The following is a 24,103-nucleotide window of genomic DNA, read 5'->3' as shown; positions in this document are numbered from 1 at the left end:
TAACTAACACTAACAAAAATACGTAACGGTGAGTAACTCCATTATGTAATGCTGCATACTAAAACAGCAGGTCTGCTATACAAACACACAAATTTTACGTATCTTACCGCACTGTTTTCCGGATATTGCGAAACCATACAAATTGTAAATAACGAAAATGCATGCTGTGAATATGTCCTGTTGCAGGATAAACCTGATTATTCTGCAACTTTAAGGTTAAATACTCTGAAAATCACATTATGCCGTAAACTTTTATTAGTTATACTACTAATAATTACCAACTTCAGGGTTTAATATATAAGAAAAGATTATACAATTTCAACAACTGCTTGCTATTTAGTAAAAACACGGTATTACTTTACCAATTATGATCTTCCGATAGATAACTTTACAAAATTCAGTACACCTCCCCCTTGTCAGTCATAAGTTCCGGATTAAACACAACATTAAGCATGATAATCCGGCATATCCATAATAAACCGGCACTCCTGATCCTTTCTAAAACAAATCCTGTTGTTTTTAACCAAAAGACGTTTACTGTCTTCAAAACCCCGGACGGTAAGAGTAGAGTGGGTTATAACGGGTTTTACCTGATAAAGTATAAGATTAACGCGCTAAGGTCCTGAACAGATGAATATAATAAAGAAATCCGGCAAACTCGATAATGTCTGTTACGACATTCGCGGGCCGGTACTCAAAGAGGCTAAACGTCTCGAAGAGGAAGGCCAGAAAGTTCTCAAACTGAATATCGGTAACCCGGCGCCGTTTGGTTTTGATGCCCCGGACGAAATTCTGGTTGATGTTATCCGTAATTTACCAAGCTCCCAGGGTTACAGCGATTCAAAAGGTCTCTATTCCGCCCGTAAAGCCATTGTCCAGTTCTACCAGGAACGCGGCATGCGCGATATGACCGTGGAAGATGTCTATATCGGTAACGGGGTGTCTGAACTGATTGTGCAGTCCATGCAGGCGCTGCTGAACAACGGTGATGAAATGCTGGTACCGGCACCGGATTATCCGTTATGGACCGGTGCGGTCTCTCTCTCCGGCGGTACTGCCGTCCACTATATGTGCGACGAAGAACAGGGCTGGATGCCGGATATTGAAGACATCAAAAAGAAAATCACCCCGCGTACCCGCGGTATCGTGGTGATTAACCCGAACAACCCGACAGGCGCTGTTTACAGTAAAGATCTGTTACAGGAAATTGTCGAACTCGCCCGTCAGAATGACCTGATCATTTTTGCTGACGAAATCTACGACAAAATTCTGTACGACGATGCTGTCCACCACTCTATCGCCGCGATGGCACCGGATCTGCTGACCGTGACCTTCAACGGCCTGTCAAAAACCTACCGTATCGCCGGTTTCCGCCAGGGCTGGATGGTACTGAACGGGCCGAAGAAACATGCCAAAGGCTATATCGAAGGGCTGGAAATGCTTGCGTCTATGCGTCTGTGTGCCAACGTGCCGATGCAGCATGCTATCCAGACCGCTATCGGCGGGTATCAGAGCATTAATGAGTTTATTCATCCCGGCGGCCGCCTGTATGAACAGCGCAACAAAGCCTGGGAACTGATTAACCAGATACCGGGCTGCTCCTGTGTCAAACCGATGGGCGCACTCTATATGTTCCCGAAATTTGATGCCAAACGCTTCAATATTCACGATGACCAGAAAATGATCCTCGACCTGCTGTTACAGGAAAAAGTACTGCTGGTACAAGGTACTGCCTTTAACTGGCCGGAACCGAACCACTTCCGTATCGTGACACTGCCGCGTGAGGACGAGCTGGAGATGGCGATTAACCGCTTCGGGCGCTTCCTCTCCCATTACCGCCAGTAACCGTTACTGCTGTCAGCGGCTTCCCCCGGGAAGCCGTTTTTATTTACATTCCCCGGAACACCACAGAATATCCGCTCTTATGATGGGGTTGTTGCAAATGATGAACCAGTCGATAGCCGTATTGCGAAATTAAAGGTCAGGGACAGATAATAGCATCAATCACTTCATGCTGGTTCCGGGAGACCCTCCTGCGGGCCGGTTGTTTTATGTATTCCGGCAATACCGGGCAGATATCCGGTTCCGGGAGTGCTATCAGCGGGGTTTATCATGCGGATTCCATCAGCGGCAGATATGTCAGCACTGAGTTATTTTACAGAGATCTCTTATAGTGAAACAGACCCTCTCCAGCCACATGATCATGAGCGGTTTGCTGACGTCATCAGCGCCCCGGAAAGCACAGGCTTTTGTTCATGGCTGCATTCATTCATCAACAGGCTTCTGGGTATTTTTGGTGAAAAGCTGTCTCCGGGTCAATTAAATCAGAGCCTGGATAGCATTTTTTCAGAAGATAAGGGGTGGCGGAAAAACGGAAGCTTCAATGCGGGGGGAGTGGAACATACTGTCTTCAGAGTAAAAGAATCTGCCGGGACTACCCATATTGTTTGCGCCACTACACATGACCTGCCGGAGTCTGATTCTGTCGCCGCACACATGGCGGGAGGCCGATCGCTTCCCCAGACATTTAAAGAGTTAACTGACGCGTATCCGCAAGGTCCGGTAAAGGCGCTGATTCCTGTCGCTCAGAGCAATACTTATGGCCCATTTGGCCCGCGCGGACATTTTACCTTATTAGAAGCAGACATCGATAATGGCATTATACAAAGCGCAGTTCTTCATGATCCTAAAGGTGGCTTTGCAGATATGTTCTATGGCGGCGCGGGACGTTTAACAGCAATCTTGCGGAAAAACACTTCACTCAGAGATGATTTTTCTGTGACTGCCGAGCATCACGGGGATCAATCCCTGCTAAACGGGAATGATTGTGGTCGTTTTGCAGCTTACTATGCTGCTAAAATTATTGCTGAAGGCGGTCTGGATCGTGCTGACAAAAAAGGCGCGGTTGCTTTTTTTACAGAGCATTTTTGAGGATCCGGGCCTGTCCGTCATTCGGGCTGTTTCCTCCCGGCAACCCGATGAAACCTATGTCAAAGAAGCTTGTTGCGACAAGCCCCTTATTATCAACAAATTGCTGCCAGGAATGTTGTCTATGAGTTACTTTTTTGCCCACCTTTCCCGTCTGAAACTGATCACCCGCTGGCCGCTGATGCGCAATGTGATTCAGGAAAACGTCTCTGAACACAGCCTTCAGGTGGCGTTTGTGGCGCATGCGCTGGCGGTGATTAAAAACCGCAAATTCGGCGGCACACTCAATCCGGAAAAAATTGCCCTGCTGGCGATGTACCATGACGCCAGTGAAGTGATCACCGGTGACCTGCCGACACCTATCAAGTATTACAATCCGCAGATAGCCCATGAGTACAAAAAAATCGAACGCATGGCGCAAAAGAAACTGATTGCCATGATCCCTGAAGAGTTACAGGCGGATTTTGCTCCGCTGATTGATGAAGACGCCCATTCGCCGGAAGATGCGGCAATCGTCAAACAGGCCGATGCCCTGTGTGCCTATCTCAAGTGTCTGGAAGAAATCGGGGCGGGTAATACCGAGTTTCATCTGGCGAAAGCGCGGCTGGAAAAAACCCTCGAAGAACGCCGCAGCCCGGAAATGGACTATTTCCGCAACGTGTTTATTCCGGGGTTCAGTCTGTCACTGGATGAGATCAGTCAGTAACCGGGCAGCGGCGTTTTCAGCAGGGTACGCCGTCAGAACGGAAAGAGTAACGGGATCACCGCGATACTGATTGCCATGACCACCAGCGTAAACGGTACGCCGATTTTGACGAAATCCCCGAAGGTGTAATTCCCCGGCCCGAGCACCAGCGTGTTTACCGGGGATGAAACCGGTGTCATAAAGGCAGCGGATGCCGCCACGCCCACCACCATCGCAAACGGCAGCGGCGAAACCTGCATTTCATGTGCCGCCTGGATGGCAATCGGTGCCATCAGCACCGCTGTCGCGGTATTCGAGATAAACAGCCCGATAGTCGCACACAGCACAAACAGGGCGGTCAGCATCACATGCGGGCCCAGATCACCGGCGACATCCATCAGCCCGCTGACAATCAGCGTGATCCCGCCGGTTTTCTGTAACGCCAGGGCAAACGGCATCATCCCCACAATCAGAATGATGCTCGGCCAGTGGATCGACCGGTAAGCACTTTCCATATCGATGCAGCGAAATTTCCCCATCAGCAGGCAGGCAATCAGTGCCGCGATAAAATTCGGGATTTCGTTGGTGACCATCATCGCCACCATCAGCGCCAGACAAAACAGCGCATGCGGCGCCTGGGAGGCCGCCGGTACCACGGCTTCCGCTTCCGCCGCCAGATTCAGCACAATAAAGTGACGCCGTTTGGTCGCCAGCACGCGGATAATTTTCCAGTCCCCGACCACCAGCAGAATATCCCCGAGTTGCAGCGGTTCATCGACAATATTACCGTCAAGCGCGGCCCCGCCCCGGCGCAGACCCAGCACATTCAGCCCGTAGCGGGTACGGAAACCGATATCCCGCAGACTTTTGCCGATAAGCTCACTTTCCGGGTTCAGGGAGACTTCCGCCATTCCCACGTTGCGGGAGTGTTCAGAGAAATATTCGCCGCGCAGGATCATCGGTTCCAGCATCTGCTCGGCACAAAACTCGCGTAAATCCATATCGCTGGCAGACATATCAATCAGCAGCACATCGCGGTCACGCAGTTCCATACCACCGGTCGCACCGACCATTACCCGCCGGAAACGCCGCCAGCGCTCAATCCCCACCACATTGGCACCATAACGGGTGCGCAGATGCAGTTCATCCAGCGTTTTGCCGATCAGCGGTGAGCCGTTACGGACAGCAAGACGCCGCGCACGGCCGCTCAGCTTGTAGTCGCGGATAAGATCACGAAAGGTACGCTGTACATTATCCCCTGCTTTCTCCGGCTGTTTGCTGCCCAGCCAGTGGCGGGCAATCAGCATATAGCCGACACCGGCCAGCAGGATCAGTAATCCGATAGGGGTAACCGAGAAGAAATGAAAGCCTTTGATGCCTTCCATTTCCAGAACACTGTTCACCACCATGTTCGGCGGTGTTGCCACCAGCGTCATCATGCCGCTGATAAGCCCGGCGAAGCCGAGCGGCATCATCAGCCGCGAAGGGGAAATTTTCATACGTGCGGAGACACTGAGCACGACAGGGATAAAAATGGCCACCACGCCGGTCGAACTCATAAACGCGCCGAGCCCGGCAACACTGACCATCAGGAATACCAGCAGACGGGTTTCGCCGGAACCGGCCACCCGCACCAGCCAGTCCCCCATCTGATAGGCAACCCCGGTACGCACCAGCCCTTCCCCGATCACAAACAGGGCGGCAATCAGCAGAATATTGGGATCACTGAACCCGGCGACGGCTTCATTAACGGTCAGCGTGCCGCTCAGTACAAAGGCGGTGATCACCAGCAACGCCACAACATCCATCCGGACTTTGTTGGTGGTAAATAAAACAATGGCGATAAACAGCAGGGTCAGCACCCACACGAGTTCCGTATTCACCAACGTCCTCTTTCGTCAATGCCCGGACAGCGAACATCCTGTCTCATCGTTTTTGTTAACGCACAGCCCGTTTTCCCTCATTGTCTGACCGGTGCTGTGCAGCGGTGTTCCGGCTGTCAGCCGGGACGGCGGGTCAGTGTTACCGTACCGTCCGCCGCTTTCTCAACCTCAATGTCTGTCAGTGAATCCACCCGCATGGCCAGTTCATCCGTGCGCGGTGTTCCGGCAGGAACATGCACGGCAATCACCTGACAACCGGCATCCAGCCCGGAAAGCAGACCGGCGGTGGCATCCTCAAACACAAAACAGTCGCGGGGAGCCAGCCCCAGCTTTTCCGCGCCCAGCAGATAAGGCTGCGGGTCGGGTTTGCCGCGGGTGATAGTATCCGCCGTCACCCAGGCATCCGGCTCCGGCAGATTTGCCGCACAGTGACGCGGACGGGCTATCGCCACAGAACCGGAGGTGACTATCGCCCACGGAATTTCAAGAGAAACCAGACGCGCCAGCAGTGCCTGCGCACCGGGCAGATCAGTCACCTCGTCACTCTCCCTGATTTCCTGCTCTGTCACCCACGCCAGCTGCGCGGCGATTTCGTTCTCATCCGCATCCGGCAGAAAATGGCGGATGGACTCAACCGCCGGTTTGCCGTGAATAAAATGTTTTACTTCATCCTCATCCGCCCCGGTACGGCGGGCAAACGCCAGCCAGGCACGCTCCACCACATGCAGGGAATCGGCCAGTGTGCCGTCCAGATCAAACAAAAAACCTTTTGCAGTCAGTGCCATGCGTGCCTCGCCGTTGCGGATACCAGAATATTATGCGTTAAGGATCTGATTAATTTCCACTTCACTCAGGTGATACTGGCGCGGGCAGTTATGCCATGCACCCAGCATACGGACATATTTATCCCACATCGGTGTCTGGGAGTTAAAGCCGTGGCTGCCGCTGTCAAAGTGGGTATAACGCCCTTCTGTATTTACCAGAAAACGCACATAACTTAAATAACGTGCTTCGGTCGCCGCATCAAAACCTAAGAAGTGGATACGGCGCGCGTCGATATCTTTTGCTTCTTTCAGGTTATCAAAGGAGATACGCAATGCGTGGTACATTTCCATCATATCAATCACACGGCGGCAGATTTCTTCCGGCAGCTCACCGAAATCGCGATCCAGTTCGCGCATCTGCAGCCCGAAGCCGCGCTCAATAATGGTCTGCTGGCGGCGGTAGCGCTCGGCATTATCCGGATCCAGCATAGCCATCATTTTATACTGGTTAGAGAGGATAAGGCGTTGTGCGTTAGTCATTTCCATGGTGTATCTCCTGAAAAAGTAATCCGGGGTATGCTCAGAATCATCGCATTACTCAAATCTATAAGATAGTGAAATACACACCTTTTTTGATCTCAGCGGGGAATTTCATACTGGTAATTTTACGGAGAGGAAAAACAGGGGGTTACAAAAGCTGAATCGATTAACAAAGGAAGGATTTATACCGCCCGCGGAAACGGGCGGAAAACAGCGGTACTTACAGGTCATCCAGGAAAGAGTTATCCAGCTGCTTAAAAGCGCGTTTCAGTAACTCCGCCAGTGCCATATAATCCGGTGTGCCTTCGACCGGTGCAATCGCAATCCCGGCTTCGGCAAACTTAGCGCGGATTTCATAAAACCAGCTGAGCAGCCCGGCCGGTAAAGGTGTGGCGGCACGCCGTCCGAGCCACCATAACCCCTGCAGCGGCAGTGAGCAGGCAAACAGAGCGGTGGCGACTGCGGGACCTAATGCCCCGCCGAGGGCTATCTGCCATGTCAGGGTAAACACCGACAGCGGCGGCATAAAACGGATACCGAACTGTGTCGATTTTATGACACGATTCTCCGGGAAAACCGGGGCGAGTTGTTTCACGGCCGGCCAGGTGGCGGCGTAACGTTTGCCGAGACGCAGAGCGCGGAACAAACCCGGTTTTGCCGGTGTGTTATCAGGCATTATGACCTCAATCAATAAAAAACATAATAATTAAAATATGGCTACATTCAGTCAAAATATTTTTGTAGGATTAAGTATATTTTGAAATTGCTGTCATCTGCGGGTATGCTACGCCCGTTTAATCACGGTGAAATAATCCTGAGTTAATTATTTTGTCTGATGCGGCCTTTTTCAAGGGCAAAATGTGTGTTTTTACGCCATCACGCCTCAGACAACAGATTGCAGCGATGATTTATCGTTCAATATAAAAATTGCATGATGTTAATCATGAACGGCGCTGAAATATTGCGCTACGCTTAGTTAGATTACGTTTTAACCACTGTCTTAATACATAAGACTTATCCACAACAAGATTATAGGTAATTCCATGTCAAGTAAGCTGGTACTGGTACTTAACTGCGGTAGTTCTTCACTGAAATTTGCGATCATTGACCCTACAACTGGTGATGAATATCTGACGGGTCTGGCAGAATGCTTTAACCTGCCGGAAGCACGTATCAAGTGGAAAATGGATGGTGCTAAACACGAAGCACAATTAGGCGCGGGCGCTGCTCACAGCGAAGCACTGCGTTTCATCGTGAAAGATATCATGGGTGCAAAACCTGAGCTGTCCGCACAGATCGGCTGCATCGGTCACCGTCTGGTTCACGGCGGTGAGAAATTTGCTCACTCTGTTATCGTCACTGACGAAGTTATCAAAGCAATGGAAGAGTGCTCTGCCTTTGCTCCTCTGCACAACCCGGCTAACCTGTTAGGCGTGGAAGAAGCACTGAAAGCCTTCCCTCACCTGGCTGATAAAAACGTTGGTGTTTTCGATACCGCTTTCCATCAGACCATGCCTGAAGAAGCTTACCTGTATGCCCTGCCGTACAGCCTGTATAAAGACCACGGTATCCGCCGCTATGGTTTCCACGGTACAAGCCACTACTTCGTCAGCCGTGAAGCCGCTAAAATGCTGAACAAACCGGTTGAAGAACTGAACGTGATCACCTGCCACTTAGGCAACGGTGGTTCTGTTGCAGCCATCGTTAACGGCGAGTGCGTGGACACCTCTATGGGTCTGACTCCGCTGGAAGGCCTGGTCATGGGTACCCGTTCCGGTGATATCGACCCGGCTATCATTTTCCACCTGCATGATTCAATGGGCATGAGCGTTGAAGACATCAACAAAATGCTGACCAAAGAATCCGGCCTGCAGGGTCTGACTGAAGTCACCAGCGACTGCCGCTATGTTGAAGAAAACTACGGTAAACAAGCTGACGCGACCCGCGCAATGGATGTATTCTGCCACCGTCTGGCGAAATACGTCGGTGGTTACGCGACACTGATGGAAGGCCGTCTGGATGCTATCATCTTCACCGGCGGTATCGGTGAGAACGCAGCAATGGTTCGTGAACATACTCTGGAAAAACTGGCTCTGCTGGGCTTCAAACTGGATCACGAACGTAACCTGGCTGCCCGTTTCGGTAACGCAGGCAAAATCACCACTGACGACAGCAGCATTGCCCTGGTGATCCCGACTAACGAAGAATTAGTCATCGCACAGGATGCAGCCCGCCTGACTGCATAATCTTTGCTCTCCGCCGGCCCCCGCCGGCGGATTTATTTTGAACACCGAATTGTGAAAAAATAAGAGGTTCATGTGTCCCGTACTATTATCCTCATTCCTACCGGCACCAGTGTCGGCTTAAGCAGCGTCAGCCTCGGGGTTGTCCGCTCAATGGAACAAAAAGGCGTCAGCCTGAGTTTCTTCAAACCGGTTGCACAGCCGCGCCGTGCAGGTATTGAAGATCAGACCACCCAGATCTTACGCGCTCACTCTTCCCTGAAGATGGCAGAGCCGCTGGATATGGATTATGTCGAAACGATGCTGACCACCAATCAGAAAGATATTCTGATGGAAGAAATCGTTGCCCGTTACCACGAGCATACTCAGGGTGCGGAAGTGATCCTGATCGAAGGCCTGGTACCGACCCGCAACTACCCGCATGCTCAGTCCCTGAACTACGATATCGCCCAGACCCTGGGTGCGGAAATCGTGTTCGTGACAGCACCGGGCAATGACAGCGCAGCGGAAATCAAAGAGCGTCTGGAACTGATCCGCAATGAATTCGGTGGTCACAAGAACACCAACATCGCCGGCGTGATCGTTAACAAAGTTAACGCACCGGTTGATGAGCAGGGCCGTACCCGTCCTGACCTGTCTGAAATCTTTGATGACTCATCCAAAGCCACTATCGCTCACCTGAGCGCGGATGATCTGAAATCCCTGCCTCTGCCGGTTGTCGGCAGTGTACCGTGGAACTTCGAACTGATTGCCACCCGTGCAATCGACATGGCGAACCACCTGGGCGCGAAAATCATCAACGAAGGTGACATCAAAACCCGCCGTGTGAAATCGGTGACGTTCTGTGCACGCAGCATTCCTCATATGCTGGAGCACTTCCGTCCGGGTTCTCTGCTGGTGACCTCTGCTGACCGTCCTGACGTGCTGGTTTCTGCCTGCCTGGCCGCGATGAACGGCGTGGAAATCGGTGCGATCCTGCTGACCGGCGGTTATGAAATCGACGACAGCATCGCCAAACTGTGCGAACGTGCATTCGAAACCGGCCTGCCAATCTTCACGGTGAACACCAACACCTGGCAGACTTCGCTGAACCTGCAAAGCTTCAGCCTGGAAGTCCCTGCTGATGACCGTGAGCGCATCGAACTGGTTCAGAACTACGTGGCAAGCCACATCGATACCAAATGGATCGATTCCCTGGTTGCGGATTCCGAGCGTCCTAACCGTCTGTCACCACCGGCATTCCGTTACCTGTTAACCGAACTGGCACGCAAAGCGAAAAAACGCGTTGTACTGCCTGAAGGTGATGAGCCGCGTACCATCAAAGCCGCCGCTATCTGTGCTGAACGTGGTCTGGCGACCTGCGTACTGTTAGGCGATCCGGAAGAAATCCGCCGCGTGGCAGCTGCACAGGGCGTGACGCTGGGCACCGGTATCGAGCTGGTTAACCCGGCTGACATCCGCGAGCTGTATGTGCCGCGTCTGGTTGAACTGCGTAAAAACAAAGGCATGACCGAAGTCGTTGCCCGCGAGCAGTTACAGGACAACGTTGTACTGGGTACAATGATGCTGGAGCAAGATAAAGTTGACGGTCTGGTTTCCGGTGCGGTTCACACCACGGCGAACACCATTCGTCCGCCGTTACAGTTAATCAAAACTGCACCGGGCAGCTCACTGGTTTCTTCCGTGTTCTTCATGCTGATGCCTGAAGAAGTGCTGGTCTACGGTGACTGTGCAATCAACCCGGATCCGAACCCTGAACAGCTGGCAGAGATTGCAATTCAGTCTGCTGACTCTGTTAAAGCATTCGGTATCGACCCGCGCGTTGCGATGATCTCTTACTCTACCGGGACTTCCGGCCAGGGTGACGATGTTGAGAAAGTCCGCGAAGCGACCCGCATTGCCAAGGAAAAACGTCCTGATCTGTGCATCGACGGTCCGTTACAGTACGATGCCGCCGTGATGGCTGACGTTGCGAAAACCAAAGCACCGGACTCTCCGGTTGCAGGTAAAGCAAACGTCTTCATCTTCCCTGACCTGAACACCGGTAATACCACTTACAAAGCGGTTCAGCGTTCAGCAGACCTGGTCTCTATCGGACCAATGCTGCAGGGTATGCGCAAGCCGGTTAACGACCTGTCCCGTGGTGCGTTAGTCGATGATATCGCGTACACCATCGCACTGACTGCTATTCAGGCAGCACAGGACGAAGCGAAGAAAAAATAAGTTCTGCTGACTGAAAAGTCACAGACAATAATCCCGGCCGGGTTTCCCCGCCGGGATTTTTTATACATCCCGTCAAAAAAACCGCCTTGCGGCGGTTCCCTGTATTTCAGCAGAAAATCACTGCCTCAGCTCATGCTTCACATGTGCCATCTGTAACTGCCCATGTACCAGCTCCGATAAATCCTGCGCCGATAACGATTCTCCCTGCCAGATGCGGACACCCGCTATCATAATTATCAGCTTCTGCTTTTTGGCATCGTATTTAAAGAAACGGTTTTTTACTGCCATGTCCGGTGCAGGCGCCCCGTCAGCCACATGCAGTGTGAGCGTCGCCACACCGTAGACATCCGTGATGTCATAATCAACAATGTAGTGCAGCGGATACGCCTGTACCAGCTTATCACTGACCAGCTGTCCGTGACGAAAAGCAAACAGCGGTGCTTTTCCTCTGTCACGGTACATAAACGCCGCCCCCCAGAACAACAACAGCAGCCACAGGCCGTGAACCGCACCGGAGCTTATCAGATTTTCCGCACCGAGTTTCACGGCGGCAATCCCCATCCCGGCCACAACCACCAGACCAAAGGTGAACATCACACGGAATGTTCTCCGGCCCTCACTGATAACCACCTCATCTGCCACCACAGATTCATGCAGCAGGGTTTCCAGTGCTTCTGTCCGCTGTGTGATGCACTCCGTAACAATGCCGGAGAGTGATGCTGTCAGCATCATGGAAAGCGCTTTGGCATCCGTGAACAGATCCGCAATATTGGCGTAATCATCCGATTGTACCTCGCGGGAAGCGGCTGCCAGCAACTCATCACTGATATCCTGAGACAGCGCTTCAATACGGGCACGGGTCTGCGGGTGACTGTCGCTCGGGTGGCTGGTTGCCTCATTCAGAAACTGACCGGCTTCCGGTACACCACGCTCCCTCAGGCGTGCCATCACCACCGGTAATAAATCATCCGTTTTCAGCGTGCCTTCATACAGCTCACCCAGCGTTTCCGAAATCACCTCACTGACGGCGGAGATTCGTAACAGGGATGATGCCACCGCCGCCGGTGAACTGACCGATGCCCCGGCTTTGTCCGCTTCCAGTTCACGGATACGGCTCCAGTGACTGACCGCGAAATCAAACTGCTCAAGGAAAAAGATCCCGAGATACACCGACGGGCTCATAATCACTTTACTGTAGTAATCTTCCACCTCATTAGCCACCAGCGAAATACTGTGGCTCATACCGGCATAGATCGGTGCAAAGTTCAGGCTGTAAGTGGTATCTTCGCCGGTGAAGTGCCCCAGTTCATGCCCGATAACCGCACTGGCTTCCTCACGGTTGAGCAGTGCGGAATAGAGCAGCGGGAAGTACAGGGTTTTCCCTTCAATCAGCTGATTTTCATTCAGCATTATACGGTGAGATGTCACATAGAAGCATTCCATCATACCGGCAATAATATGATCCGGCGGCGTTGTGCCGACTTTCGCGGCAATCTCATCCACCCACTGCCACAGCCCCGGCGCTTCCTCACGGCTGACAGCATGCCCTGCCACATCAGACGGTTCGCTGCGGAACATTGTAAAACTCTTACGCAGCTTAAACAGCCCTTTGATGATGTACCAGGTAATCAGCACAATACTGATCAGAATAAAAACCATGATTTTTGCACCGCCGCCGCTCATGGCGAAATTACCGGCGAACCACAGTGCTTCATAGGCCATCACACAAATGATGCTCAGGCCGACCAGCGTCATCTGCCCGGTCAGGATAAACGGCAGCAGTTTGCGGCAGCGGGCAAAGACCTTCAGCAGTGTATCGCGGGAGCGCCGGGCAGCACGGCCGCTGCTGATACAGAGGTAAATCGCCCCGGCACCGAACAGCAATGATAAAATTCCGGTGGCGACAGTCCCCTGACTGATACCCACCCTGGCCAGAATCATCGTAATTTCACTGCTGTATTTATTCAGTTCACGGTTGATCATTCCCAGCTGCTGACCGGCAGATACCGTTTCCCCGTCATCATAGATAATCTGTGTATCCGGATTTTTGGCAATCAGATGCTGAAGATCCGCTTTCTCTGCCATGACAAATTGGTAAGACTGATATGCATCACTGACCCGCCAATACTGAATAGCACCCCAGGTGGTGAGAAGCAGCGGTAATAATAACAGCCATCCTGCTAATTTATTTCTCATTATTACTCTCGTTCAGGTTGTATTTTATTATCTTCCGTTTATTTCAGGATGATTCTTATTATCCTGCGGCCATACATCACAGCCTCCGTTAACAACCCATCCGTGTAAATATATAAAACAACCCTATTTCAATGTGTTGGTCGTTTTTAATTCTTACTGTATAAACAGGTCGTTTCCGGACAAACGTCAGAAACAATACCAGATAAACATTGTGGAATTATTGTTTATATCCGGAAAGAAAGTTTACAGGAAAATAAGTCAATGCCAAAACCGGAATAACGGGAATAATACCGGCTTATATCCAATGATATTCCTTCTGCCGGAATATTTACTGTCTGCATTTTATCTTACCGGTTTTTAAATATAAAAAAGCCCGCATATTTGCAGGCTTATCCGGTTTTTATTCGCTGTCGCTGCTTATTTCAGCTTCAGTCTCTGTAACCGGCTTCTGCCGCTCTGCCGGCGTATAATTCTGATTATTCCGCGTCAGCCAGAGTGAAAGGGCCTTCAGTGAATCTGCTGTAAATTCATCACAGCGGGCAGTGATTTCAGCCGGGGTCAGCCAGGTCACTTCTGATACTTCGCTTTCCTGAAGCGCGAACGGGCCGTGTGTCACACAGCTGAATAACCCGCCCCAGACACGGCAAACCGGCTCTTCATAATAAAACAGGCCGTGCTCGGCAAACGGCACACCGGCGATCCCGAGTTCTTCCTCTGCTTCGCGCCGGGCAGAATCAAGCATCAGTTCGCCCTGCTGCACCACACCACCGGCAGTGGCATCCAGCAGGCCCGGACAGAAATCTTTATGCTCAGTTCTGCGCTGGACAAGAATTTTTCCCATGCCGTCATGCACAACGATGTAGGTTGCCCGGTGACGCAGGTTTTCCGCCCGCATCTGCTCGCGGGTCGCCTGGCCGATAACATCATTATTTTCATCGACCACGTCCACCCACTCGATAGCGCTATCTTGTTCCATCCTCTAACCTTTTCTTTTTTATCAGTATTACGGATACTGTTTCTGTTTTTTCAGTGGCACACGCGGTTAATCTGCGGGCCTCTGCTTTATACCGCTTTTATATACCAAACTAATAATGATAGTGGTCATTATGGTCTTTGAATCAGTATATCAAGAATTGATAGCGGTTCTATGATTGTTTTTCTTTCTTGCTGATCACATCCACCGGCAGCAAAAACTGCTATAGTCAGAGAAACCTACCGGCAGAAGGAGCATCTATGCGTATTCTGATCACAGGCGGCACCGGGCTTATCGGCACCCCGCTGGTGCAGGCACTGATTGCCCGGAAATATCAGGTGGTGGTTCTGAGCCGCTCACCGCAGAAAGTCTATTCCCGTTTTTGCTCAGCCGCAGAAAATCTCAACTCGCTCAGCGAAATAACGCACCTTAATGATATCGATGCGGTGATTAACCTCGCCGGTGAGCCTATCGCGGATAAACGCTGGAGTGAAGAGCAGAAAAAGCTGCTGTGTGAGAGCCGCTGGCAGATAACTGAACGGCTCAGTGAGCTTATCAATGCCAGTGAAACGCCACCGGCGGTATTTCTCTCCGGCTCTGCCGTTGGCTGGTATGGTGATCAGGGGCAAACCGTGGTGACGGAGGATGATGAACCGAACCCGGAATTTACCCATACCCTGTGCGACCGCTGGGAGTCTCTGGCGATGAAGGCACAGAGTGAAAAAACCCGCGTCTGTCTGCTGCGCACCGGGATTGTGCTCTCTCCGGAAGGCGGGGTACTGGCAAAATTGCTGCCGGCCTACCGCGCGGGTCTCGGCGGACCTGTTGGTAACGGTCGTCAGTATATGCCGTGGATCCATATCAATGACATGGTCAGCGCCATTCTGTTTCTGCTCGATGACCCCGCGCAGAACGGCCCGTTCAATATGACCGCGCCTTATCCGTCCCATAATGAGCAATTTGCGGCGGTACTGGCGCAGATCCTGCACCGTCCGCATCTGCTGCGTGTACCGGCGTTTGTGGTAAAGACACTGATGGGAGAAGCGGCAGTGCTGGTGCTGGGTGGTCAGAATGCCCTGCCGAAACGGCTGGAGGAAGCCGGGTTCGGCTGCCGGTTTATCAATCTGGAAGAAGCACTGCGGGATTTACTGGACAGTCCGGCGGAGTATTAAGGCAGAACCCGGCCGGAAACAAACGGCCGGGTTATTGCGGATTACGGCTGCCCGGAACGGGGATTTTTCGCCCCGCTCCAGCGGGTAAATAAATCTTCCTGTAATGAAATATCAAACTGATCAAGTACACGGTTAACCGTCTGGTCAATAATATCCTGCACGGTTTCCGGCTGGTGATAAAACGCGGGCATCGGCGGCATAATTACCGCGCCGATTTCCGCCGCCTGTGTCATCAGCCGCAGATGTCCCAGATGCAGCGGCGTTTCGCGAACACCCAGCACCAGTTTGCGCCCTTCCTTGAGCACCACATCCGCCGCGCGGGTCACCAGGGTGTCCGTGTAGCTGTGAACAATCCCCGACAGAGTTTTCACCGAACACGGCAGGATAACCATCCCCAGGGTTCTGACAGAGCCGGAAGAAATACAGGCGGCAATATCACGCTCATCATGTACCACATCCGCCAGTGCCTGCACGTCCCGCAGACTGTATGCCGTTTCCAGCGCCAGTGTCTGCCGGGCCGCCTGACTGACAATCAGGTGGGTTTCCACTTCCGGCACCGTTTGCAGGACCTCCAGCAACCGCACACCATAGACAGCACCACTTGCGCCGGTCAGCCCCACAATCAGTTTTTTCATAACATCACCTGACAAAAAAAAGATTAACCCTCATTATATATCTCAAGGTTCTCAATTTCGTTATGATCCCGCAACTTTAATTCATCATCCTTACGTAAGTTTTCCACATAGTCGAGATAATCCTGGTCGATATCTTTGGTGACATAGATACCATCAAACACCGATGCCTCAAGACCGCGGATATCCGGGTTCTCTTCACGCACCGCATCGATAAGGTCACTGAGATCCTGGAAAATCAGGGCATCCGCACCAATCAGGCGGCAGATTTCATCCGCTTCACGACCGTGAGCAATTAACTCGTTGGCATTCGGCATATCGATGCCGTAGACGTTAGGGAAACGCACTTCCGGCGCCGCAGAGGCAAAATAGACTTTCTTCGCCCCGGCTTCCCGTGCCAGCTCCACAATCTGCTCTGACGTGGTGCCGCGCACAATGGAATCATCCACCAGCAGCACGTTTTTGCCCCGGAACTCAGTACGGTTGGCATTAAGTTTGCGGCGGACGGATTTTTTGCGCTCCTGCTGGCCCGGCATGATAAAGGTACGTCCCACATAGCGGTTTTTCACAAACCCCTGGCGGTACGGCTTATTCAGCATATGGGCGATTTCCAGTGCGCTGTCCATCGAGGTTTCCGGAATCGGGATCACCACATCGATATCCAGATCTTCCCACTCGCGGGCAATTTTCGCGCCGAGTTTCTGACCCATGCGCAGACGGGCGTTGTAGACAGAGACTTTATCGATAACGGAATCCGGACGGGCGAAATAGACAAACTCAAACAGGCACGGTGTCAGTGACGGATTTGCCGCACACTGACGGGTGTAGAGCTGCCCGGTTTCCGTGATATACACCGCTTCCCCCGGTGCCACATCACGCAGATATTCAAAGCCGAGGGTATCCAGTGCGACACTTTCAGACGCTACCATATACTCTTCGCGGCCATCATTCAGGGCGCGCTTGCCGAGCACCAGCGGCCGGATGCCGTTCGGATCACGGAACGCCAGCAGGCCGTGACCGATAATCAGGGCCACGCAGGCATACGCGCCGCGGATTTTGGTGTGCATCGCGCTGACCGCAGCAAAAATATTGTCCGGTTCCAGCGGGTGCGCATCAAAGCGATCCAGCTCATACGCCAGCACGTTGAGCAGGATTTCAGAATCGGAGGTAGTATTAACATGACGCCGTGCTGTTTCAAACAGCTGATGTTTCAGCGTGTGCGCATTGGTCAGATTGCCGTTGTGCGCAAGGGTGATACCGAACGGTGAATTGACATAAAACGGCTGTGCTTCCGATGCACTGGAGCTGCCTGCGGTCGGGTAGCGGACATGGCCAATCCCGAGTGTGCCCTGTAAACGCAGCATATGGCGGGTTTCGAAAACATCTTTCACCAGTCCGTTGGCTTTACGGAGCCGGAAACCATTGTTACTGTCAATGGTTGCGATACCGGCTGCATCCTGGCCCCGGTGCTGTAACACCGTGAGCGCATCATAGATTGATTGATTGACTTGCGTAAAACCAACGATACCAACAATACCACACATGTAGTTTTTTCCTCATCAGCCGGGCGGAGAAGGAAAATTCTCCGGCAGGAAACTTGACGCATTCTGGAGGTAGTCAAAGAACCACCTGATAACATGACTGAATTGGGGGATGAGTTGTGACTGCTGCCAGTCGCTGCTCTGATTCATCTGTGTGAAGCTGTCGAGGAAGAACAAAATTGCCGCCACGATCAGCACCCCGCGCAGAGCACCAAAACAAACCCCGAGAACACGATCTGTGCCTGATAAGCCTGTCCGCTGAACCAGTGAACCGATAACATGGTTAATCACCGAGCCGACAATCAGTGTCGCAACAAATAAAATCGCGATAGCGATCCCGTTGCGGACCAGCGGGTCATCAAAGCGCGTAAAATAATCCGCCAGCAGCGGGAAAAACTCGCTGGCCACATAAAACGCGCAGACCCAGGTCACTAACGATAAGGCTTCGCGAACGAAACCACGAACCAGGCTGACTAATGCCGAGAAAGCAATAATTGCAATAATTGCGTAATCAATCCAAACCATATCACTATCCAAATTGATGCCCCGGCATCAGTGACGGGCGCATTCTAACAGAAAACGAAAACGTTTGCGTAACGGATTTTTGCTCTGTCTGAAAATAAATTGCGGCGAAATAAAAATTTATAATCGCCGCAAAGAGTTAACTGATTTTATTAACAGATATTGCTAATTCCTTAAATTTGCTACGGTTTATAAGACTGCACCCGGCCATCCAGCCCGGTAAGCTGTCTCAGTTCCCCCAGCGAGGATTTCAGCTCTGCCTGCGAGGCAGACGGCCCGACCATAATCAGCTTCAGTTTGCCGCGCGGCACGGTATACACCTGATAACCGGACAACCGCAGGGTGGCAACAATTTCCTCGACCTTGCGGGCATTGGATAACGCACCCAGCTGCACAACATAAGCCTGTCCCTGAGGCGCTTTTTCCGGCTTGGGTTCCGGTTTCGGCTCAGGTTTTGGTTCCGGCTTAGGTTCCGGTTTTGGCTCAGGTTTCGGTTCCGGTTTCGGCGGCGGTTGTTTATCCGGCACCACCACCGGTGGCAGCGGATCCGCACCCGGCGGCACATTAGAGGTTGTGCTGCCGCCCGCAGACGCCTCTTCCGGTCCGTCTTCCGTTCCGGTTTGTGCCGCTTCGCTAATCATAGCGCTGGATGCCCCTTCTGACGGCATCGTCGGCATGGTCTGATTGATCGGATTCACCGCATCAATCTCATCCTGCTCCCCTTCTTTCGGGATAAGCGGGATGGCTGCGAACTGGTCTTCGTTATATTTCTTATCGCCGTCCAAAAGCACCGGCAGGACAATCACACCCACCGCAACCAGGATAATGGTTCCGACTAAGCGATTCTGAAATTTACTGGCCACCCGCACCTTCCTTCGCTAAAACGTCCATAACATGCGCCACTGTGTGGAATGACCCGCACACCACCACGATATCCTCCGGTGACGCATCACGGCACGCCTGTTCCCAGGCACTTTCCACATCCGCAAACTGCTGCGGGTCAGTCAGGTGCTCCGCCAGCTGTTCCGCCGGGGCGCCGCGCAGTTCCGTCAGCGGCGCGACATACCAGTCAGTCACCTGCTCATCCAGCACCGCCAGAGTGCCTTTGATATCTTTATCACCCAGCATACCGATCACCGCCCGGACACGGCTGTGCGCAGTGCGCGGCAGTTGTGCCAGTTTCGAGACCAGATAACCGGCGGCATGCGGGTTATGCGCCACATCCAGCACGGTCAGCGGTTGTTGCGAGACAATCTGGAAACGGCCCGGCAATTGTGCCTGACGCAGCCCGGTATCAATCGCCTCACGGGTGATGGCGCGGCCGGTTTTGTCTTTCACCTGACGCAGATTATGGATCACCGCAAGAGCGGTCGCGGCATTTGCCAGCGGCACATTCGGCAGCGGCAGATTTTCGAGGGTTTCATCCTCACACTGCCACGTCCAGTGGTCGCCCTGCTCTTTATAAGACCAGTCATCGGCACGGCAGAACAGCGGGGTTTCCAGCTTGTTTGCCACATCAGCGATGGTATAAGGGGCATCCGGCTCACCGATCACCGCCACACAGTGCGGGCGGAAGATCCCGGCTTTCTCGCGGGCGATATGCTCACGGTCAGCCCCGAGCCAGTCGGTGTGATCCAGCGCGATACTGGTAATCGCGGTGATATGAGAATCGACGATATTAGTGGCATCCAGACGCCCGCCGAGGCCGACCTCCAGAATCACCACATCAAGGCTGGCTTCGCGGAACAGCTGCAGTGCCGCCAGTGTGCCCGCTTCAAAATAGGTCAGTGTGATATCGCCGCGCTGCGCGTCAATATCTGCAAAGACACGGCAAAAATCGGCTTCCGGCGGGTTTTGTCCCTGAATCCGCACCCGTTCGGTGTAATTCACCAGATGCGGGGAACTGTACACCCCGACCCGCAACCCTGCTGCCAGCAGGATGGATTCGAGCGTGTGGCAGGTGGTGCCTTTGCCGTTGGTTCCGGAAACGGTAATGACTTTCGGGGCGGGATAGCGCAGATTCATGATATCCGCCACCGCACCGACACGCTCCAGTCCCATATCAATAACCTGCGTATGCAGATCACCCAGATAAGAAAGCCACGTCATCATCGATGACGCGGCTGTCGGTCTTTCTCGCTTATCAGACATCGTGTTTTTTGACATCAGTCTCTGTTTCGGAAGATAAGTCGGTATCAGGTTCATCCGCAGTCAGGATTTCAATGGTTTCATCTTCCTGCGGGAACTGATAGTTCGTCAGTTTTGACAGAATTTCCGCAACGGTATCACGCATTTCCGGGCGGCGGACAATCATATCGATCGCCCCTTTTTCAATCAGGAACTCACTGCGCTGGAATCCCGGCGGTAATTTCTCACGGACAGTCTGCTCGATAACACGCGGACCGGCAAAACCGATCAGGGCTTTCGGCTCGGCGATATTGATATCACCCAGCATAGCCAGACTCGCGGAGACACCACCCATGGTCGGGTCAGTCAGCACAGAGATATACGGCAGACCGCGCTCCTGCATTTTGGCCAGCGCCGCACTGGTTTTGGCCATCTGCATCAGTGACATCAGCGCTTCCTGCATACGGGCACCGCCGCTTGCGGAGAAGCAGACCAGCGGACAGTTATCTTCCAGCGCCTGCTCTACCGCGCGGACAAACCGTGCACCGACCACCGAGGACATTGACCCGCCGATAAAGGCAAATTCAAACGCCGCCGCGACAACCGGCATGGTTTTCAGGGTGCCTTTCATCGCAATCAGGGCTTCTTTTTCCCCGGTTGTTTTCTGGGCGGATACCAGTCTGTCTTTGTATTTTTTGGAATCACGGAATTTCAGGACGTCTTTCGGCTCCAGATCAGTTCCCAGTTCCGTGGTGCTGCCTTCATCCAGAAACGTCAGCAGACGCGCACGTGCAGGGATCCGCATGTGATGATCACATTTCGGACACACCTCAAGATTACGTTCCACCTCCTGGCGGTACAGTACCTGACCACAACTGTCGCACTTCGTCCAGACACCTTCAGGAATGCTCGCCTTGCGTGTCTGGTTCATTGGGGTCTTATTCAGAATTTTTTCAATCCAGCTCATTAATGACCTTTCCGTCTGAAATCTGGCTCAGCCAGTGTAATTATTATCTGCCATTAAACCACATTGCTTATGCACTGTGGATAAAAAACTGCTCAAACCACTCAGGCGTCATCACGTTTCTGTGCTTTTTTCGCCGCACGGCGGTGACGCCATACCTCGATAATACCGGGTAGTATGGAGATGAAAATAATCGCCACGATAAGTAATTTCAAGTTTTCCTGTACAATCTTCGTTTCTCCGAAGATATACCCTGCATAGGCAAATAATACCACCCATACAATCGCACCGATAACGTTAAACATCGCAAAGTGGCGGTAGGACATTTTGCTCATACCGGCAACAAACGGGGCAAATGTCCGCACGATCGGAACAAATCGCGCCAGAATAATCGCTTTGCCGCCATGGGTTTCAAAGAACGCATGGGTCTTGCGCAGATAGCTCTGACGGAAGATTTTTGAGTCCGGATTGCGGAAAAGCCGCTCCCCGAAAAAGTGCCCGATAGTGTAGTTAACCGCATCACCGATAATTGCCGCTGTAATCATCAGCAGTACCATGATATGAATATTCAGGTCGTTAGTCGGCAGTGCCGCCAGTGCCCCTGCCACAAACAGCAGCGAATCTCCCGGCAGGAACGGCGTGACCACAAGCCCGGTCTCACAAAACAGGATCAGGAATAAAATCGCATAAACCCAGATACCGTATGCCGCGACCATCTCCTGCATATGCAAATCAATGTGCAGAATAAAATCAATCAGAAATTTAATATATTCCATATTTCACCCCGCCGGATGCAGGCTTTTGCTTGTCCGGCTAATAAATTAATCTGCCAGGAAAAGCGGCCCCATTGCCGGTGACGGCAGGGCAAATTCTTCCGGGTAATCCACTGAAACCAGATACAAGCCTTCCGCCGGTGCTGTCGCCGGTGCCTGTGTCCGGTCTTTCAGTGCCAGCAGCTCCGCCATCCGGCTGACCGGCAGATTACCGCAGCCGACTTCCAGCAGAGCGCCGGTGATATTGCGCACCATATGATGCACAAAAGCATTGGCTTTGATGTCCACAATCACATACTGCCTCTGACGGGTGACGTTTACATGCATCACATTACGCCACGGGCTTCTGGACTGACACTGGGCAGCGCGGAAAGAGGAAAAATCATTCTCCCCCAGCAGGCTCTGTGCCGCTTCATGCATCCGCTTTTCATCCAGCGGATAATGAAAGTGAGTCACACCTTTACTGAGAATAGCCGGACGAAAGCGGTGATTGAAAATCACATAGCGGTAACGCCGCGCCGTGGCGCTGAACCGCGCGTGGAAATTATCCGGCACGGTTTTGACCCAGCGCACCGCGATATCCGGCGGCAGGTGAGTATTCACACCCATCGTCCAGGCGGCATCTTTACGGACAGCTGCCGTCTGAAAATGCACTACCTGGCCGGTGGCATGCACCCCGGCATCAGTGCGGCCCGCACAGAAAACCGAGACCGGCTCTGCGGCCACTTTTGACAGGGCTTTTTCCAGACAGCCCTGTACACTCGCGACTTCTGACTGACGCTGCCAGCCGTAATAGCGGCTGCCGTCATATTCAATACCCAGCGCGACCGTGGTTTTACCCTCTTCCGCCGGTAAAATCACCGCTGACATCAGTAAAACTGCTCCTGCGTCAGACGTTCGGCAATTTCGACTGCCATCAGTGCGCCGCCGAACTGCACGTTATCCGCCACCGACCAGAAATGCAGAATTTCCGGGATACCGTAATCATTGCGCAGACAACCAATATTCAGCAGATGATTGCCGGAGGCATCCGTCACCTGAGTCGGGAAATCCTGCTCGTCAGAGAGCTCAATATCCTCTGCCCGTTCCAGTTCATCACGGGCTTCCTCACTGCCGAGCGGGCGCAGCGTTTCCAGTTGTACGATCTGCGCGTTACCGTAGAACACCGGGGACTGCACACAACTCACGCTGATCGGCAGACCGGCATCCTGCAGAACTTTGCGGGTTTCTTCCGCGATACGGCGCTCTTCTGACACACTGCCCTGTTCATCAGCCAGCAGCGGCAGCAGGTTAAATGCCAGTTGTTTGCTGAAGCGTCCGGCTTCCGGCGGAATACCGTTGAGAAGTTTTCCGCACTCACCGGCCAGCTCTTCCACCGCACTTTTCCCGAAACGGGAAACAGAGAACAGGTTGGTCAGATTGATACGCGATAACCCGGCGCTTTCCGTCAGCGGGCGGATAGCGGTCAGTAACTGACTGACGGTGCTGTCCGCCAGCGCAATCAGATTGCGGTTGCGGTACTCGCCCAGTGCCTGCGGGTTCACCGACGGCACCACCAGCGGCACATCCGGCTCCAGTGCAAACAGGCCGCTGCTGTCAATGACAATACAGCCGCTGTCAGTCGCCGCTTCATAATACGCGGCGGTGGCTTCCGCACCGGCCATGAAAAAGGCCAGCTGTACCTGTGACCAGTCGAAATCGCGGGCTTCGGTAACCAGATAGCTTTTGCCGTTCATGCGCACCGATTCTCCCGCGCTGCGCTCTCCGGCCAGTAAATACAACTCTCCCACCGGAAATTCACGCTCTTCCAGTAATGACACCACGGCGCTGCCGACAGCACCGGTCGCACCCAATACGGCAATATTCCAGCCTTCTGACATAGTTATCTCCGGAACAAAGACTGCACCGCGTCAGCGCGGTACAGCCGGAAAAAATGA

21 protein-coding genes are annotated in these 24,103 nt (G+C 52.7%); 6 read left to right on the top strand and 15 right to left on the bottom strand.

What is annotated here, in order from left to right; all coding sequences use genetic code 11:
* Positions 1-630 precede the first annotated feature (630 nt).
* The 3 genes from U868_RS0120735 to yfbR all read left to right on the top strand — a co-directional run bounded on the left by U868_RS0120735 (position 631) and on the right by yfbR (position 3,634).
* Positions 631-1,845 (top strand): pyridoxal phosphate-dependent aminotransferase, encoded by a 1,215-nt coding sequence (locus U868_RS0120735; RefSeq protein ID WP_025154949.1) that lies wholly within the window; start codon positions 631-633, stop codon positions 1,843-1,845.
* Positions 1,846-2,112: 267 nt separating this feature from the next.
* Complete coding sequence (locus U868_RS0120730) at positions 2,113-2,931, top strand: hypothetical protein (protein ID WP_025154948.1); 819 nt, start codon at positions 2,113-2,115, stop codon at positions 2,929-2,931.
* A 121-nt stretch (positions 2,932-3,052) separates the two neighbouring features.
* Entirely contained in the window at positions 3,053-3,634 is a 582-nt protein-coding gene (gene yfbR, locus U868_RS0120725) for a 5'-deoxynucleotidase (protein ID WP_025154947.1), read from the top strand.
* Between the two features lie 32 nt (positions 3,635-3,666).
* On the opposite strand, the gene U868_RS0120720 is transcribed toward yfbR, so the two are convergent.
* The 4 genes from U868_RS0120720 to yfbV form a co-directional block, all read right to left on the bottom strand.
* Complete coding sequence (locus U868_RS0120720; RefSeq protein ID WP_025154946.1) at positions 3,667-5,496, bottom strand: SLC13 family permease; 1,830 nt, start codon at positions 5,494-5,496, stop codon at positions 3,667-3,669.
* 116 nt (positions 5,497-5,612) lie between these two features.
* Entirely contained in the window at positions 5,613-6,281 is a 669-nt protein-coding gene (locus U868_RS0120715; protein ID WP_025154945.1) for a sugar phosphatase, read from the bottom strand.
* A gap of 30 nt (positions 6,282-6,311) precedes the next feature.
* A complete protein-coding gene (locus U868_RS0120710) occupies positions 6,312-6,806 on the bottom strand; it encodes a YfbU family protein (RefSeq protein ID WP_025154944.1) in 495 nt (164 codons plus the stop codon).
* Between the two features lie 214 nt (positions 6,807-7,020).
* The gene (gene yfbV, locus U868_RS0120705; RefSeq protein WP_004239859.1) at positions 7,021-7,476 is read right to left on the bottom strand and encodes a terminus macrodomain insulation protein YfbV; all 456 of its coding nucleotides are present in this window, start codon (positions 7,474-7,476) and stop codon (positions 7,021-7,023) included.
* A gap of 367 nt (positions 7,477-7,843) precedes the next feature.
* Between yfbV and U868_RS0120700 the strand changes: the two genes are divergently transcribed.
* Both U868_RS0120700 and pta read left to right on the top strand, forming a co-directional pair.
* A complete protein-coding gene (locus U868_RS0120700) occupies positions 7,844-9,046 on the top strand; it encodes an acetate kinase (protein WP_025154943.1) in 1,203 nt (400 codons plus the stop codon).
* Between the two features lie 72 nt (positions 9,047-9,118).
* A complete protein-coding gene (pta, locus tag U868_RS0120695; RefSeq protein WP_025154942.1) occupies positions 9,119-11,266 on the top strand; it encodes a phosphate acetyltransferase in 2,148 nt (715 codons plus the stop codon).
* 117 nt (positions 11,267-11,383) lie between these two features.
* On the opposite strand, the gene U868_RS0120690 is transcribed toward pta, so the two are convergent.
* Complete coding sequence (locus U868_RS0120690; protein ID WP_025154941.1) at positions 11,384-13,462, bottom strand: M48 family metallopeptidase; 2,079 nt, start codon at positions 13,460-13,462, stop codon at positions 11,384-11,386.
* Positions 13,463-13,862: 400 nt separating this feature from the next.
* Positions 13,863-14,438 carry an NUDIX hydrolase YfcD gene (gene yfcD, locus U868_RS0120685; protein ID WP_025154940.1) on the bottom strand — a complete coding sequence of 192 codons (576 nt, stop codon included), beginning with the start codon at positions 14,436-14,438 and terminating at the stop codon, positions 13,863-13,865.
* A gap of 257 nt (positions 14,439-14,695) precedes the next feature.
* On the opposite strand from yfcD, the gene U868_RS0120680 reads away from it, so the two are divergent.
* Positions 14,696-15,607 carry a TIGR01777 family oxidoreductase gene (locus tag U868_RS0120680; RefSeq protein ID WP_025154939.1) on the top strand — a complete coding sequence of 304 codons (912 nt, stop codon included), beginning with the start codon at positions 14,696-14,698 and terminating at the stop codon, positions 15,605-15,607.
* 41 nt (positions 15,608-15,648) lie between these two features.
* Here U868_RS0120680 and U868_RS0120675 read toward each other — a convergent pair whose 3' ends face one another.
* The 9 genes from U868_RS0120675 to U868_RS0120635 all read right to left on the bottom strand — a co-directional run bounded on the left by U868_RS0120675 (position 15,649) and on the right by U868_RS0120635 (position 24,046).
* A complete protein-coding gene (locus U868_RS0120675) occupies positions 15,649-16,242 on the bottom strand; it encodes a UbiX family flavin prenyltransferase (RefSeq protein ID WP_025154938.1) in 594 nt (197 codons plus the stop codon).
* Positions 16,243-16,265: 23 nt separating this feature from the next.
* Positions 16,266-17,783 (bottom strand): amidophosphoribosyltransferase, encoded by a 1,518-nt coding sequence (gene purF / locus U868_RS0120670; protein ID WP_025154937.1) that lies wholly within the window; start codon positions 17,781-17,783, stop codon positions 16,266-16,268.
* Positions 17,784-17,798: 15 nt separating this feature from the next.
* Positions 17,799-18,305: a colicin V production protein gene (gene cvpA, locus U868_RS0120665; RefSeq protein ID WP_025154936.1), complete on the bottom strand. Its 507-nt coding sequence runs from the start codon at positions 18,303-18,305 to the stop codon at positions 17,799-17,801.
* 179 nt (positions 18,306-18,484) lie between these two features.
* The gene (dedD, locus tag U868_RS0120660; RefSeq protein ID WP_025154935.1) at positions 18,485-19,165 is read right to left on the bottom strand and encodes a cell division protein DedD; all 681 of its coding nucleotides are present in this window, start codon (positions 19,163-19,165) and stop codon (positions 18,485-18,487) included.
* Positions 19,155-20,453, bottom strand: coding sequence for a bifunctional tetrahydrofolate synthase/dihydrofolate synthase (gene folC, locus U868_RS0120655; protein WP_025154934.1), 1,299 nt, complete (start codon positions 20,451-20,453; stop codon positions 19,155-19,157). The genes dedD and folC overlap by 11 nt, the downstream gene beginning before the upstream one ends.
* Complete coding sequence (gene accD, locus U868_RS0120650; protein WP_025154933.1) at positions 20,446-21,396, bottom strand: acetyl-CoA carboxylase, carboxyltransferase subunit beta; 951 nt, start codon at positions 21,394-21,396, stop codon at positions 20,446-20,448. Before accD ends, folC begins: the two co-directional genes overlap by 8 nt.
* A 101-nt stretch (positions 21,397-21,497) precedes the next feature.
* A complete protein-coding gene (locus tag U868_RS0120645) occupies positions 21,498-22,169 on the bottom strand; it encodes a DedA family protein (RefSeq protein WP_025154932.1) in 672 nt (223 codons plus the stop codon).
* A 45-nt stretch (positions 22,170-22,214) separates the two neighbouring features.
* Positions 22,215-23,036, bottom strand: a complete 822-nt coding sequence (gene truA, locus U868_RS0120640; protein ID WP_025154931.1) for a tRNA pseudouridine(38-40) synthase TruA — start codon at positions 23,034-23,036, stop codon at positions 22,215-22,217.
* Complete coding sequence (locus tag U868_RS0120635; protein ID WP_025154930.1) at positions 23,036-24,046, bottom strand: aspartate-semialdehyde dehydrogenase; 1,011 nt, start codon at positions 24,044-24,046, stop codon at positions 23,036-23,038. The genes truA and U868_RS0120635 overlap by 1 nt, the downstream gene beginning before the upstream one ends.
* Positions 24,047-24,103: the final 57 nt, after the last annotated feature.

It is taken from the genome of Morganella morganii H1r, from assembly GCF_000633515.1.
In the GTDB taxonomy this organism is placed as follows: domain Bacteria; phylum Pseudomonadota; class Gammaproteobacteria; order Enterobacterales; family Enterobacteriaceae; genus Morganella; species Morganella morganii_B.
Note: the sequence above shows the minus strand (reverse complement) of the source record. Positions and strands in the feature narration are given on the sequence as shown.